General features: G+C 42.3%; 16 protein-coding genes and 2 tRNA genes. 10 read left to right on the forward strand and 8 right to left on the reverse strand.

Annotation, left to right across the window (positions count from 1 at the left end; translation table 11 throughout):
* Positions 1-346: 346 nt before the first annotated feature.
* Positions 347-766 carry a phosphate-starvation-inducible protein PsiE gene (psiE, locus tag HMPREF9065_RS05230; protein ID WP_021615995.1) on the reverse strand — a complete coding sequence of 140 codons (420 nt, stop codon included), beginning with the start codon at positions 764-766 and terminating at the stop codon, positions 347-349.
* 178 nt (positions 767-944) lie between these two features.
* Between psiE and HMPREF9065_RS05225 the strand changes: the two genes are divergently transcribed.
* Positions 945-1,808 (forward strand): DMT family transporter, encoded by an 864-nt coding sequence (locus HMPREF9065_RS05225; protein WP_021615996.1) that lies wholly within the window; start codon positions 945-947, stop codon positions 1,806-1,808.
* An 89-nt stretch (positions 1,809-1,897) separates the two neighbouring features.
* Here HMPREF9065_RS05225 and pflA read toward each other — a convergent pair whose 3' ends face one another.
* From pflA to focA, 4 genes are all read right to left on the reverse strand, one after another.
* Positions 1,898-2,638 (reverse strand): pyruvate formate lyase 1-activating protein, encoded by a 741-nt coding sequence (gene pflA, locus HMPREF9065_RS05220; RefSeq protein WP_033002503.1) that lies wholly within the window; start codon positions 2,636-2,638, stop codon positions 1,898-1,900.
* 13 nt (positions 2,639-2,651) lie between these two features.
* The gene (locus HMPREF9065_RS05215; protein ID WP_033002504.1) at positions 2,652-3,512 is read right to left on the reverse strand and encodes a hypothetical protein; all 861 of its coding nucleotides are present in this window, start codon (positions 3,510-3,512) and stop codon (positions 2,652-2,654) included.
* Between the two features lie 164 nt (positions 3,513-3,676).
* Complete coding sequence (gene pflB, locus HMPREF9065_RS05210) at positions 3,677-5,989, reverse strand: formate C-acetyltransferase (protein WP_021615999.1); 2,313 nt, start codon at positions 5,987-5,989, stop codon at positions 3,677-3,679.
* An 86-nt stretch (positions 5,990-6,075) separates the two neighbouring features.
* Positions 6,076-6,927 (reverse strand): formate transporter FocA, encoded by an 852-nt coding sequence (gene focA / locus HMPREF9065_RS05205; RefSeq protein ID WP_033002505.1) that lies wholly within the window; start codon positions 6,925-6,927, stop codon positions 6,076-6,078.
* 307 nt (positions 6,928-7,234) lie between these two features.
* Here focA and hinT point away from each other — a divergent pair, with 307 nt between their 5' ends.
* The 4 genes from hinT to rlmC are packed head-to-tail and all read left to right on the forward strand — an operon-like array spanning position 7,235 to position 10,163.
* Positions 7,235-7,585: a purine nucleoside phosphoramidase gene (gene hinT, locus HMPREF9065_RS05200; RefSeq protein WP_033002506.1), complete on the forward strand. Its 351-nt coding sequence runs from the start codon at positions 7,235-7,237 to the stop codon at positions 7,583-7,585.
* Positions 7,585-7,938, forward strand: a complete 354-nt coding sequence (locus HMPREF9065_RS05195; protein WP_021616002.1) for a YcfL family protein — start codon at positions 7,585-7,587, stop codon at positions 7,936-7,938. The genes hinT and HMPREF9065_RS05195 overlap by 1 nt, the downstream gene beginning before the upstream one ends.
* A 1-nt stretch (position 7,939) precedes the next feature.
* Positions 7,940-8,986, forward strand: coding sequence for a beta-N-acetylhexosaminidase (gene nagZ, locus HMPREF9065_RS05190; RefSeq protein ID WP_021616003.1), 1,047 nt, complete (start codon positions 7,940-7,942; stop codon positions 8,984-8,986).
* Position 8,987: 1 nt separating this feature from the next.
* A complete protein-coding gene (rlmC, locus tag HMPREF9065_RS05185; protein ID WP_021616004.1) occupies positions 8,988-10,163 on the forward strand; it encodes a 23S rRNA (uracil(747)-C(5))-methyltransferase RlmC in 1,176 nt (391 codons plus the stop codon).
* Here rlmC and mutT read toward each other — a convergent pair.
* The 3 genes from mutT to trmB all read right to left on the reverse strand — a co-directional run bounded on the left by mutT (position 10,152) and on the right by trmB (position 11,777).
* Complete coding sequence (mutT, locus tag HMPREF9065_RS05180; RefSeq protein ID WP_021616005.1) at positions 10,152-10,571, reverse strand: 8-oxo-dGTP diphosphatase MutT; 420 nt, start codon at positions 10,569-10,571, stop codon at positions 10,152-10,154. The two genes, rlmC and mutT, sit on opposite strands and share 12 nt — an antisense overlap.
* Positions 10,572-10,650: 79 nt before the next feature.
* The gene (locus tag HMPREF9065_RS05175; RefSeq protein ID WP_021616006.1) at positions 10,651-10,992 is read right to left on the reverse strand and encodes a YggL family protein; all 342 of its coding nucleotides are present in this window, start codon (positions 10,990-10,992) and stop codon (positions 10,651-10,653) included.
* 17 nt (positions 10,993-11,009) lie between these two features.
* A complete protein-coding gene (trmB, locus tag HMPREF9065_RS05170; protein WP_021616007.1) occupies positions 11,010-11,777 on the reverse strand; it encodes a tRNA (guanosine(46)-N7)-methyltransferase TrmB in 768 nt (255 codons plus the stop codon).
* Positions 11,778-11,998: 221 nt separating this feature from the next.
* Here trmB and mutY point away from each other — a divergent pair, with 221 nt between their 5' ends.
* The 5 genes from mutY to HMPREF9065_RS05145 all read left to right on the forward strand — a co-directional run bounded on the left by mutY (position 11,999) and on the right by HMPREF9065_RS05145 (position 14,831).
* Complete coding sequence (gene mutY, locus HMPREF9065_RS05165; protein ID WP_021616009.1) at positions 11,999-13,138, forward strand: A/G-specific adenine glycosylase; 1,140 nt, start codon at positions 11,999-12,001, stop codon at positions 13,136-13,138.
* Complete coding sequence (locus tag HMPREF9065_RS05160) at positions 13,116-13,391, forward strand: oxidative damage protection protein (protein WP_033002507.1); 276 nt, start codon at positions 13,116-13,118, stop codon at positions 13,389-13,391. Before mutY ends, HMPREF9065_RS05160 begins: the two co-directional genes overlap by 23 nt.
* Position 13,392: 1 nt before the next feature.
* Positions 13,393-14,472: a membrane-bound lytic murein transglycosylase MltC gene (mltC, locus tag HMPREF9065_RS05155; RefSeq protein WP_021616011.1), complete on the forward strand. Its 1,080-nt coding sequence runs from the start codon at positions 13,393-13,395 to the stop codon at positions 14,470-14,472.
* Between the two features lie 203 nt (positions 14,473-14,675).
* Positions 14,676-14,751, forward strand: a tRNA-Phe gene (locus tag HMPREF9065_RS05150).
* A 4-nt stretch (positions 14,752-14,755) separates the two neighbouring features.
* Positions 14,756-14,831: transfer RNA gene (locus tag HMPREF9065_RS05145), tRNA-Asn, on the forward strand.
* Positions 14,832-14,901: the final 70 nt, after the last annotated feature.

The raw sequence follows: 14,901 nt of genomic DNA on the forward strand, positions 1-14,901 counted from the left end.
CACGGAACGAAATAAAGTGCGGTGATTTTTGCGTATGTTTTTTCAACCAACGTATTATCAACCGTCAAGAGCGTTATTCATTTCGTGCAACAAGTTGCACGCTACGATTTATGATTTTCTGGTAGTGTGCATCTTGATGCACGACTAAGCCACGCACGGAACGAAATAAAGTGCGGTGATTTTTAGAGGTATTTTTCAACCAACGTATTATCAACCGTCAAGAGTGTTGTTCATTTCGTGCAACGCGTTGCACGCTACGATTCAACTAATAAACAAAGACCGAGAGTTTTTACACTATCGGTCTTTTGTTATCGAGGAAATACGGTCAAAAACGACCGCACTTTCATTAAAGATTCCGCAATTTATTAGAATAGAGTACCAGGCAAAGCGCAATCACCATAATCAAAATTGCCCCGGCAAATAGGATGGTATCAACGGAGCTTTCGTGGTTGACGATAATCAAGCGCAACATCGCTGTTATCCCGGCGTAAATAAAATAGCGCAGCGGGAAATGATAGCCGCTTTTAAAATATTGCACGATTAAGCCGATAAACCCGAAATACAAGAAAAACATAACCGCTTGTTCCGCAACGTCGTAAGGCACTACGCTGGAGGTGTTTAACACCATCATCGCCAGTGAATACGTGATTTTAGCCAGCGCGATGATCAACACTACAGCTAAGGCAATTAATGCACTGCAGAGCACGATTTTGAGGATACCGGTAACAACTTTAGGTAATTTTTCTAAGGATTGAGATTCTTCCATAATAGACTTCCTAATGAAATGAGGTGAGTAAAAACGCTGCATTCTAATGCAAGATGAAGAGAGGGTAAATAGTGTTGTAAAGGCTTCCTAAAAAATAAACCTATCTCCTTTCGTTTACGCTGCGTGAAAAGCGCACTACAATAATCGTTTAATCTCCCTTCTTTTTTTAAGGAATCTCATGCGCTACATTCTCATCGCATTATTTTTATGGAGCAGCTCTTTTGTCGCCGGTAAATACACCTACACCATGTTGGATCCGGTGTTGATGGTGCAATTGCGTTTATTGATTGCCACCATCATTGTGCTGCCGATGTTTATGCGTGTTTGGAAGCGCATTCCGAAAGGCTTACGTCCGCAAGTGTGGTGGTTGGGATTATTAAATTATCCGGTGATCTTTCTATTGCAATTTATTGGTTTAAGCCACACTTCGGCATCCAGTGCCTCAACGATGTTAGGGTTAGAGCCCTTCTTGGTGGTGCTGATTGGGCATTTTTTCTTTGGCGACAAAGCCCAAACCCATCACTGGATCTTTGGTTTAGTGGCGTTTATTGGGGTCGCCTTGTTAATTTATGGTGGTGAAGAAACGGGCAATATCAGCCTATTTGGCTGTAGCTTGGTGCTGATTGCTGGGGTTGTTTTTGCTTCGTGTTTGCGTTGGACGCAAAAAGTCATCGTACAGCTCACGGCGCAAGTTTACACCACCAGTAGCATTGTGTTTGGCACGATAACTTGCCTTCCTTTCACCCTTTGGCTGACGGAAAGCTGGCAAATTCATTGGAATTGGCAAGGTATCGCAGGGTTACTTTATATTGGCGTTGGTTGTAGCTGGTTGGCGTATTATTTATGGAATAAGGGAATTAATAGCGTCGATTCCAATTTAGCAGGCATTTTGGTTTCACTCGAACCGGTATTTGCGATTTTGTTGGCGGTATTACTGTTAGGCGAGCATATCAGCCCACTGTCTTGGTTGGGGATTTTGGCGGTTATTGCGACCACATTAATTTCCAGTGTGTATCCGCGTTTAATTCGGCGAGCGAGTTAAAATCGCGGTAAAAATGAACCGCACTTGAGCGTCTCTTCAAAGTGCGGTTTGTTTTTTGCGTATTTTTAAGCGATTCTGCCTAGAGGGCATTAGTATTTGACGACATGACCGTAGCCTTCAAGAATGGCTTTTATGTGTTCAAGCGATTCTTTTGTTGGGGGTTTTACGTCTTCCAATTCATATTTTTCGCCCATTGCCGCCCATTTATGTGCGCCAAGGCGGTGATAAGGAAGGAGTTCTACTTTTTCAATGTTTGTCATGCCTTCGATAAATTGACCGAGTAAATGTACGTCATGGTCAGAATCTGTATAGCCCGGCACGACCACGTAGCGAATCCAAACCGGTTGGTTACGTTTTTGCAAATATTTGGCAAATTCAAGCGTGCGTTTGTTCGGTACGCCAATCAGATTTTGATGCACTTGATCGTTGAGTTCTTTCAAATCAAGCAAAACCAGATCCGTCACATCAATGAGTTCATCAATCACATGATCGTAATGACGCACAAAACCGTTGGTATCTAAGCAGGTGCTAATGCCTTCTTGTTTGCAGGCGCGAAACCAATCACGCACGAACTCTGCTTGCAAAATCGCTTCACCGCCGGATGCGGTCACACCGCCGCCTGAAGCATTCATAAAATGACGATAGCTGACCACTTCTTTCATCAGTTCTTCCACCGTAATTTCTTTGCCACCATGGACATCCCAAGTATCGCGGTTATGACAATACTTACAGCGCATTAAGCAGCCTTGTAAAAACAGAATAAAACGAATGCCCGGGCCGTCAACGGTGCCACAGGATTCATAAGAGTGGATTCTTCCTACAACTGACATTATATCTCCGGTATTATTTACAGGACTCATTAATAAATACATCATCATCTACAATATAAATAGATGCTAAATTTATATCAATAAACGACAATAAGGCTTTTTCTCTGTTACCGTAAACATTTAACAAATGTCTACACCTATTAGGTATTTCATTATATGATGTAACCAATAAAAGTTCTTTAATTTCTTTAGCATTTTTATCATCAGAAAAAAGAAATTGTATCCGTTCAAATGTAATCATGGATAGATTTATATTGCTAGCCATTATAAATAAAAACACAACATACCTAAAAAACCGATATACACTCGTTTTCTTACCCCTCATTAATCTTTGAAATTCAATTAGATAAGAATACAAAAGAAAGATATTCAATAAAAAAACAACAAATGCAACTTGAATAATTAAAGAAACTGCAAATACAACATTCTCAAAATTAGGAAAATGCCCAGATGAATAGCCAACAACATCAATGACTGTTGTATTAATATTAGAACCTATAAAAGATTTTGATAAAGGGTAAAAAATAAAAACTGTTAAAAAAGTTATAACCTTACTCAACAATGAAAAATTAATATGCTTATTTATATTATGTCTTACACTACCCCTTCTAACTTCGAACCATCGCATATGAAAAGAATAAAAAGATATGAAAAGCAATAATAGCACGGGAGTTAATATATCTAGAATTTCATTATTGACATTTAACTCATCAGGGAGAAATAACAATGCACCAATGTAAGGAAGTTGAAATTGATTTCCATACCAGAACAGAATAAGTATCAATACTAAAAAAGGAATAGATAATGAAGGTTTCTTTCTAAAAGTCTGATACATCTTATAAATATAAGAGTGGATTCTTCCTACAACTGACATATGTTCCTCAATAATGTGTCATGTGATTCGTTAAAAGTGCGGTCGTTTTTGTAAATGTTTTTAATGACCTAGAAATGTTTACAAAATTGGGATATCCCTAAAAAAAATCAGACCGCTTACCTTACGGCAAGCGGCTGAAATATTAACACAGTTTTATCACCAAATTACATGGATTGTGTAAATGTACGGGTGATAACGTCTTGTTGTTGTTCTTTGGTTAATGAGTTAAAACGTACGGCATAACCGGAAACGCGAATGGTTAATTGCGGATATTTTTCCGGATTTTCCATCGCATCTAACAACATTTCACGGTTCATGACGTTGACGTTCAAGTGTTGACCGCCTTCTACTTCCGCTTCATGGTGGAAGTAACCGTCCATCAAACCTGCCAAGTTACGTTTTTGCGCTTCGTATTCTTTACCTAATGCATTTGGCACGATAGAGAAGGTATAAGAAATACCATCTTTCGCGTAAGCAAATGGGAGTTTAGCTACAGACGTTAAAGACGCTACCGCACCTTTTTGGTCACGACCGTGCATTGGGTTTGCACCCGGTCCGAATGGTGCACCGGCACGACGACCATCCGGGGTATTACCGGTTTTCTTACCATACACCACGTTAGACGTGATAGTTAGTACAGATTGTGTTGGCGTTGCATTGCGATATGTTTTGTGCGTTTGAATTTTCTTCATGAAACGTTCAACAAGATCACAAGCAATGTCATCTACGCGAGGGTCGTTGTTACCAAATTGTGGATATTCACCTTCGATTTCGAAGTCGGTTGCCACGTTAGAAGCTACAACATTACCGTTTTTATCTTTGATGTCGCCACGAATTGGTTTTACTTTCGCGTATTTGATTGCAGCTAAAGAGTCGGCTGCAACGGAAAGCCCTGCGATACCGCAAGCCATAGTGCGGTAAACATCACGATCATGGAATGCCATTAATGCGGCTTCATAAGCATATTTGTCATGCATGAAGTGGATGATGTTTAATGCAGTCACATATTGTGTTGCTAACCAATCCATGAAACTGTCCATGCGGGTCATTACGGTATCGAAATCAAGCACTTCATCTTTGATTGGTTCGGTTTTTGGACCAACTTGCATACCGTTTTTCTCATCGATACCACCGTTGATTGCGTATAACAAGGTTTTTGCTAAGTTCGCGCGGGCACCGAAGAATTGCATTTGTTTACCCACCACCATTGGGGATACACAACAAGCAATCGCATAGTCATCGCTGTTGAAATCCGGACGCATTAAGTCATCGTTTTCATACTGTACGGAGGAAGTATCAATAGACACTTTGGCACAGTAACGTTTGAATGCTTCAGGTAATTTTTCAGACCAAAGGATAGTTAAGTTTGGTTCCGGAGATGGGCCCATAGTGTAAAGGGTATGTAAAATACGGAAGCTGTTTTTGGTCACTAATGTGCGACCGTCTAAGCCCATACCACCAAGGGTTTCGGTTGCCCACATTGGGTCACCGGAGAACAATTGATCGTATTCAGGTGTACGTAAGAAACGCACCATACGAAGTTTCATGACTAAGTGGTCGATTAATTCTTGTGCTTCTTGTTCGGTAATTTTGCCGTTTTTCAAATCACGTTCGATATAAATATCTAAGAAGGAAGAAATACGACCGAAAGACATTGCGGCACCGTTTTGTGATTTCACCGCTGCTAAGTAAGCAAAGTAAGTCCATTGAACCGCTTCTTGTGCGTTGGTCGCAGGGTTAGAAATATCGAAACCATAAGAGGCAGCCATTTCTTTCATTTTGCCTAATGCACGATGTTGTTCGGCAATTTCTTCACGCAACTGAATAGTCGCTTGAATGTCTTCACCACGTTCTAATTTAGGTTGAAGTGAGTCGAATTGTTTTTTCTTATCTGCCATTAAGTAGTCGATACCGTAAACGGCTAAACGACGATAGTCACCGATAATACGACCACGACCGTAAGCATCCGGTAAGCCGGTTAACACACCTGATTTACGGCAACGAAGAATATCCGGTGTATAAACATCGAACACACCTTGGTTATGGGTTTTACGATATTCGGTGAAAATATGTTCTACTTCTGGATCTAATTGACGACCGTAAACTTCGCAAGAGCCTTTAACCATTTTGATACCGCCGAATGGCATAATGGCACGTTTTAATGGGGCATCAGTTTGAAGACCAACGATTTTTTCTAATTCTTTGTTGATATAGCCAGGTTTGTGAGAAGTGATGGTTGATGGGTTATCTGTGTCAAAATCTAACGGCTCGTGCGTTTTGTTTTCAATTTTGATGCCTTCCATGACTTTATCCCACAACGCAGTTGTTGCAGGGGTTGCATCGGCTAAGAAAGATTCGTCACCTTCATACGGTGTATAGTTTTTTTGGATAAAGTCACGCACGTTGACTTCATTTTGCCAGTCACCACCGACAAAACCTTCCCAAGCCTTTTGTTGAGCTTCTGTTAATTGAGTCATAACATTCCTCTTTTAGATTATTGATAAAAATAAACCTGTTTAAGAAGGAAACAAACAACTTGTGTTTCCTTCCTTTTGTGAACCGATTAATGAGGTCGGTTGATTGACCATAAGGCCAATCCAATACAACAACCACCGCCAACAATGTTCCCCAATGTCACCGGAATTAAATTTTTCACGATAAAGTGATAAAGATTTAAATCTGTGAACTGCTGAGAATCCATATTAATGGCTTGCCAAAATTCCGGGACGCTAAAGTGTGCAGTAACGATACCCATTGGGATCATAAACATATTCGCCACACTGTGCTCGAATCCTGACGCAACAAACAAAGCAATCGGTAAAATCATAATAAATGCTTTATCTGTTAATGTTTTTCCTGCGTAGCTCATCCAAATGGCAATACACACCATTACATTACACAATATCCCCAAACAAAAAGCTTCAAACCATGTGTGGTGAATTTTATGTTGAGCGGTCGCTAAAATGGTGAGTCCCCACTGGCCATTGGCAGCCATTGTCTGACCTGCAAACCAAATAAGAAAGACAATAAAAAGTGCGCCGACGAAATTACCGAAATAAACCACAATCCAATTTCGCAGCATTTGAAAAGTATTAATTCGTCCGCTTGCACGGGCGACAGTTGTCATGGTTGATGAGGTGAATAATTCAGAGCCACAAACCACGACCATAATCACACCAAGAGAGAATACAATTCCGCCGACCAGTTTGGTTAACCCCCACGAAGCACCAACATTTCCTGTTTGTGTTGTGGTGTAAAAAACAAACGCTAAAGCAATAAACGCACCCGCCGGAATGGCAGAGAAAAAGGATAAAATCTGTTTCTTAGTGGCCTTATAAACGCCGACATCTTCGCCAATTTGGCTCATTCCCGCTGGAGAGACCATACACGTTGTTTTGGACGTTTCGGTATTCATTTCAGAATTCCCTTTCATTATTTGACCCCTAAATATCGCCGTTCACAACGCTGTATTACAAGAAAAGACCTAGAAACTTAAAAAAATTTGAAAATTTATAAGTTTTGTTAATTATATTTTCTTTCCCCCGCAAAGTAAAAATATTTCTCCTTTTTAATGCAAAAATATTGTTCTTTGTCAATAATTAGATCGGTGTAATAAAAGGCCTTTCTCGACAACATCAAAGATGGCCTGATAAATTGCTATTTTAGCGGTTTTCTGTTAAAAAGTGCGGTCACAAAACGCAATATTTTTTAAGGAGAAAATCATGGCAGCAGAAACCATTTTCAGCAAAATTATCCGCAAAGAAATTCCTGCGAATATCGTGTATCAAGATGAACTTGTCACCGCCTTTCGCGATATTGCACCACAAGCCAAAACCCATATTTTAATCATTCCAAACAAGCTCATTCCAACCGTAAACGATGTGACCGAACAAGATGAAGTGACCTTAGGTCGTCTGTTCACGGTTGCCGCCAAACTCGCCACACAAGAAGGCATTGCGCAAGACGGTTATCGTTTGATTGTCAACTGCAACAAACACGGCGGACAAGAAGTGTTCCATTTACATATGCATCTCGTTGGCGGTGAGCCTTTAGGAAAAATGTTGGATAAATAATGAAAAAGTCTATTTCTCTTTTTTTTGTGACCGCACTTTTAGCGGGATGTAGCGCAAAGGTGCCGACCTTATTAAACACGCAAAGCCCGATTTTAAACATTGAAGCCCCGGCGGCAGAAAGACTGGAAGCGGGTGTGGAGAGCGACAGTGCGTGGGTCAAAAATAAAACCGAACAGCCGGTCAACTTGGCTTATCGCTTGTTTTGGTATGACAAACACGGCGTGACCGTGACGGCTGAAGAGCCTGCTATTTGGGATAGGTTGGCATTGCAACCGCTACAAAAACAACCGCTCACATTGGCTCGACCAACGGCGGATAGCGTCAATTACCGCTTATATCTTCGCTTGAACTAAAATGTCTACACTATTTATTGACTTAGCCGGTTACGAGCTGGAACAAGAAGAAACTGAATTATTGGAACACCCGCTCGTGGCGGGATTGATCCTCTTTACGCGTAATTTTCACGACCGTGCGCAATTACAAGCATTGATTCAATCTGTGCGACAAAAGGTGAAAAAGCCCTTGTTGATTACAGTGGATCAAGAAGGTGGCAGAGTACAGCGTTTTCGTGACGGCTTCACCCAACTTCCTGCAATGCAGGCGTTTTCCGCACTGATTGAAGATCCTATTGAACAACGGAAGATGGCATTTGAAGCCGGCTGGCAAATGGCGGCAGAGATGACCGCACTTGATATCGATTTGAGCTTTGCGCCGGTGTTGGATCTTGGACATCAATGTAAAGCCATCGGCGATCGCAGTTTTGGTTGCGAAGTAAAAAGTGCGGTGGATTTAGCCGGCAATTTTATTCGCGGTATGCATCAAGCCGGCATGGCTGCAACGGGAAAACACTTTCCGGGGCATGGCCATGTGATTGCTGATTCTCATTTAGAGACACCTTATGACGATCGTAGTCAGGAAACTATTTTCAGTCAGGATATTCAGCCGTTCCAACAACTTATCGAACAAAATCTGCTGCAAGCCATTATGCCGGCCCATGTGATTTATTCGCAATGTGACAACCAACCGGCAAGCGGCTCCAAATATTGGTTACAAGACATTTTGCGTGCTCAACTGAATTTCAACGGCGCCATTTTCTCTGATGATCTCGGCATGAAAGGGGCGGGATTCATGGGCGATTTTGTGGCGCGTAGCGAACAGGCGCTTAATGCAGGTTGCGATTTGTTGTTACTTTGTAATGAGCGGGACGGTGTGATCCAAGTTTTAGACAATTTAAAACTCTCAGAAAAACAATCGTGCTTTTTGTTGCGTCAACAACGCTTACAAAGCCTATTCAAACGCAAAAATCTTATTTGGACTGAATTAGAGAGAGCTCCCCGTTGGTTAGAAAACCGTCAAAAACTGACCGCACTTCAACAGCAATGGTTGGCAGCGAAAAATTAATATGATGCAATGTGAACATTATCAACGAGGCGATTGTCGTTCTTGTCAATGGTTGGAACTGCCGTATTCTGTTCAACTAGAACAGAAAACCGTTCACTTGCAACAGCAGCTGCACGGTTTAGATACGTCTCATTTGATTTGGTTTGCCCCTTTTCAATCTTCCCAAGAAGGGTTTCGCAACAAAGCTAAAATGGTGGTGAGTGGTGCCGTCGAACGCCCCATTTTGGGGATTCTACCGGATCCGCGAGATCCACAAAGTGCGGTGGATTTATGCGATTGCCCACTTTATCCACAACGTTTTCAAGCTATCTTTCCTCTTCTTAAAGATTTCATCGCACGCGCAGGCCTTGTGCCGTATAACGTGGCAAAGCAAAAAGGCGAATTGAAACATCTTTTATTGACAGAAAGCCAACACAGCCACCAACTAATGTTGCGCTTTGTGTTACGTTCGGAAGCCAAATTGCCGTTGATTCAACGAGAATTGGCGGGTTTGCGTCAGAAATTGCCAAAACTTACCGTCATTAGCGTGAATATTCAGCCGCAAAATGCCGCGATTTTAGAAGGTGAAAAAGAGATTTTCCTGACGGAACAACACACTCTGCCCGAAAGGTTTAATCAGATTCCGCTTTTTATTCGCCCACAAGGCTTTTTTCAAACGAATCCGTCGGTTGCTGAAGGGTTATACGGCACGGCACAACAATGGATAAAAGACCTGCCCATTCGTCAACTTTGGGATTTGTTCTGTGGTGTAGGGGGCTTTGGGCTACATTGCTTAAAAGCCTTGCAAACGCAGAACCCGGAACAACAAATTCACCTCACCGGTATTGAAATCTCCGCTTCTGCCATTGCCGCTGCGAAACTATCAGCACAACAACTCGGCTTGGAAGCGCAGGTTCATTTTCAGTCGTTAGATGCGGCAAATTTTGCCTTGGCACAAGCCGAAAAACCGGATTTGGTGATCGTCAACCCTCCTCGCCGAGGCATTGGTCAATCGCTCGCCGAATTTCTCAATGAAATGCGACCGCACTTTATTTTGTATTCCAGCTGTAACGCCGAAACCATGGGTAAAGACTTGCGATCTTTGACCCATTATCAACTGGAAAAAATTCAACTGTTCGATATGTTTCCACATACCGTGCATTATGAAGTGTTGGTGTTGTTGCGATTAGCCGTGTGATGCCGAATTTTTATATTCAGCGAGCAAGCGTTGGATGAGTTTTGTATTTGCCGGCGGAAATTGTTCCATATCCAATTCCTCTTGTTCCAGCCAAAAACCTTCTTGTCCTTCACGGCCAAAAGGTTCGCCTAGCCATTCATCCACTAAGTAGAAATAAAAATTCAGAATTTTTGTTGGATATTCAAAGGTAAAACGTTCAAACAATGTGGCATGAGAAACCAAAATACCGACTTCTTCCTCTAATTCTCGTTTTAACGCTTGTTCCGGCGTTTCATTGGGTGCGACTTTTCCGCCGGGAAACTCCAGCGATTGCGCAAAGTCTTGACCTTCTAATCGTCGGGTGAGATAAATTTGTCCGAATTCGTTACGAATAATGCCGGCAGCAACTTGTATGACCGGTTTTTCCATGCTTTTCTCCGTGTTTGCCTATATGGTCATTTCCGCATAACAAACGCCCCCATTGAGGGACGGGGGCGCTTTAGATGAGTTATGCGTTTGTCGGGTAATCCCACCAAATATCGAATAGTTCGCTGATTTCAATTTGTTGTAAACCATTTTGGCTTAACCAATTTTTCACTAATTCTTGATGCTTGGCATCACATTTACCGATTTTTTCTAAGCAAACCAAGCCTTCCCAGTGTAAATAGCCACTGCCTTCATAGGCTAATCCATTCGGTTGAATAACTTCAGCGATGAAGCGGTCAACAGTGCTGTCGATTTGTTCTACAGAGGTGCCTTCAGCAAATTGCCACTTCACTAAAAAGCCTAATTCTTGGAATTCGGCAAGGTGCATTTTTTTGCGTTGTCTTTGGTTACGTTTGATCGCCATAATGTGTTTCCTTTATGTTACGGTTTGATGAAATATAAATCCCACACACCATGTCCTAGGCGTTGACCGCGTTGTTCAAACTTGGTCAACGGACGAAAATCAGGACGTGGAATATAGTCGTTGCTGGCAGAGGTGTTACGCAACTGCGGATATTGCTGCAACACCGCCAACATCTGTTCAGCATAATCTTGCCAGTCAGTTGCCATGTGAATGAATGCGCCGGCTTGCAATTTAGTTAATAAGTGATCAATAAAGTGCGGTTGTACGATACGGCGTTTGTGGTGTCTGGCTTTGTGCCACGGATCCGGAAAGAACAATTGCAAACCGCCAAGGCTTTGGTCGGCAATGCTGTCACGTAGAATTTCGGTGGCATCATGACAAATGACGCGTAGGTTCGTTACGCCTTTTTCTACCGCATAGGCAATGCAAGCGCCAACGCCCGGCGTGTGTACTTCAATGCCTAAGTAATTTTTATCAGGATTTTGTGCCGCCATTTCCACCAACGAACTGCCCATGCCGAAGCCAATTTCCAAAATCACAGGATTCTCATTTCCATAAATACGTTTAAAATCAAATGGCTGCGGTTGATAGTCCAAGCCGAGAGCCGCCCAGTTTTGGTTCATGGCGTTTTTTTGATAATCGCTTAAGCGACCTGTGCGTAGCACAAAACTGCGTACTTTTCTTTTGTAACGACCATCGGAGGTAAATTCGGCGGATTCAACGGTTTTGCGTTTTTGATCAGCAAAAGTCGTTGGGAGTTGTTCTTGAGATTGTGTGTCTAACATGAAATTTTGTGATTTATGGGATAACGAAAATAGAATGTTCTAAAAAGTCGCTGCTGATTATAGGCGGTTTCCTTACCCTTGGCAATTTCGGTACCGGGAATCAACAAGCCCTTGGCTTTATGCTAAACTTTGACGACTTTCATTTGGTGTAATTTGGAAAAAACTCACAAAATCCACCGCACTTTATATTACATAATTCGGTATTGAATAATTAGAACGTTATGCTGGCTCAATCCACTCCCCATGCGCCTTTTGCGCAGTCTGTATTAACATGGTATGCCAAGTTCGGGCGGAAAAATTTGCCGTGGCAACAAAATAAAACCTTATACGGCGTTTGGTTGTCAGAAGTGATGCTGCAGCAAACGCAGGTGGCGACGGTCATTCCGTATTTTGAGCGTTTTGTTAAAACGTTTCCTAATTTGACCGCACTTGCTGATGCGCCGTTAGATGAGGTGCTGCATTTGTGGACGGGCTTGGGTTATTACGCGCGGGCGCGAAATTTGCATAAAGCCGCGCAAATCATGCGAGATCAATATGGCGGTGTGTTTCCGACAGAATTTGAACAAGTCTGGGCATTGCCCGGTGTGGGGCGAAGCACGGCGGGGGCAGTGTTATCTTCTTGTTTGAATGCGCCTTATGCTATTTTGGATGGCAATGTGAAACGCGTATTAGCCCGTTATTTCGCTGTGAGTGGCTGGCCGGGAGAGAAGAAAACGGAGGAGCGTTTGTGGCAGCTGACGGGTGAAGTAACGCCAAATGATCAGGTGGCGGATTTTAATCAGGCAATGATGGATCTTGGCGCAATGGTATGCACCCGTTCTAAACCCAAATGTAGCCTTTGTCCGTTACAGTTAACTTGTCGAGCCAATGCTGAACAAAATTGGCAGGCGTATCCGGGGAAAAAGCCGAAGAAAGTATTGCCGGTGCGGGAAAGTTATTTTTTGCTGTTGGAAAAAGACGGTAAAGTTGCATTAGAGCAACGGGAAAATAGCGGTTTGTGGGGCGGGTTGTATTGTTTCCCACAATTTACTGAAAAGCAGGCGTTGTTAGCCTCTTTAGCCGTAAACGGAATTAAGCAATATCAGGAATGGCCGGCATTTCGCCATACATTTAGTCATTTTCATTTAGATATTTATCCAATTTATGCGCAAGTTGGCGACTTAACCGAGACCGATGATGTGGATTGTTCTCCTTGGAAAAAAGTACCGGAAAAGACCGAGGAATATCAATCAGACCTATTAAGTGCGGTCAAATATTGGTATGATCCGCAACATCCTGAACCTATCGGGTTGGCAACGCCCGTGAGGAATTTATTAACTCAATATGTAAGGAATCATTATGGCGAGAATGGTATTTTGTGAACGTTTAAAACAAGAAGCGGAAGGCTTGGATTTTCAATTATATCCGGGAGAATTGGGTAAACGTATTTTTGATTCCATTAGCAAACAAGCGTGGGGAGAGTGGATGAAAAAACAAACCATGTTGGTGAATGAGAAAAAATTAAACATGATGAATGCGGAACATCGTAAGTTATTGGAGCAGGAAATGGTGAATTTCCTGTTTGAAGGTAAAGACGTACACATTGAAGGCTATACTCCACCTGAAGCGAAGTAAAATGAAGAAGTATTTAATTCTGGCATTAATTCCCTTTTTGTATGCGTGTGGCGGCGGAGGTTCACATCATCGAGGGCTAGACTTTGATGAAGCCTTTGCGAAAGATACCCGCGGTTTAGATATTTTAACCGGGCAATTTGCCAATAATATCGACCGCATTTGGGGGGTGAATGAGCTGTTGGTTGCCAGTCGTAAGGACTATGTGAAATATACGGATCGTTACTTTACCCGTAGCCATGTGAGTTTTGATGAAGGTTTGATTACTATCGAAACGCAGGCAGATTTAAACCGTTTGCATAATGCGATTGTGCATACATTATTGATGGGATCGGATGCGAATGGCATTGATTTATTTGCTTCTGGTGATGTGCCGATCAGTTCTCGTCCCTTTTTGATGGGGCAGGTGATTGATCATCTTGGTGGTCCAATTGCCGATCAGCTGACGGCGAGTAACTTTGCTACGTATTTGATTCAAAATAAGTTACAAACCCGCCGTTTAGCGAATGGTAACCAAGTACAGTTGGTTGTTATTCCAATGATTGCCAACCATGTGGAAGTGCGTGCGCAGAAATATATTCCGATTGTGCGTAAAGTGGCACGTCGTTATGGATTGGATGAGAGCTTGATCCTTGGGATTATGCAAACAGAATCCAGTTTTAACCCGTATGCGATTAGTTATGCGAACGCCATGGGCTTAATGCAAGTGGTACCGCATACTGCAGGACGCGATGTGTTCCAAATGAAAGGCATGAGTGGTCAACCAAGTAAAAACTATTTGTTTGATCCTGAGAAGAATATTGATGCCGGCGCGGCTTATTTGTGGTTGCTACAAAATAAATATTTAGATGGCATTACAAACCCGACATCAAAACGCTTTGCCATGATTTCAGCCTATAACAGCGGTGCCGGTGCGGTATTGCGCGTATTCAATGACGATAAAGATGCTGCGATTATGCAAATTAATCAACTGTATCCGGAGCAGGTTTATCGCATGTTGACGACAAGCCACCCCTCTGCGCAGGCGCGTAATTATTTATTGAAAGTCGATAAAGCGCAAAAAAGTTATCGTGTTAGACGTTAAAGCATTTTCACGAGCATAAAATGTTAATGCCCACAGAATAAATGTGCTGTGGGCATTTTTATGGTCATAAAAAACACATAAGTGTATAATTTATATACATTTTGTTTGTTAAACGTGCAAACGAGTGAATTATTTCATATTTTTTTAAAATAGGTGTTGACTTGAAATCGAAAAAAACGTTTAATACGCACCACTGATGAGTTGCCTCGATAGCTCAGTCGGTAGAGCAGGGGATTGAAAATCCCCGTGTCGGTGGTTCGATTCCGCCTCGAGGCACCACTATTCCTCCTTAGTTCAGTCGGTAGAACGGTGGACTGTTAATCCATATGTCGCAGGTTCGAGTCCCGCAGGAGGAGCCAAATTCTAGAAAGCCGCTAAGCAATTAGCGGCTTTTTTTATAGCCAGCCAAAGTCTGGCTATAAAAACCAT

The organism is Aggregatibacter sp. oral taxon 458 str. W10330, from assembly GCF_000466335.1.
GTDB lineage: Bacteria > Pseudomonadota > Gammaproteobacteria > Enterobacterales > Pasteurellaceae > Aggregatibacter.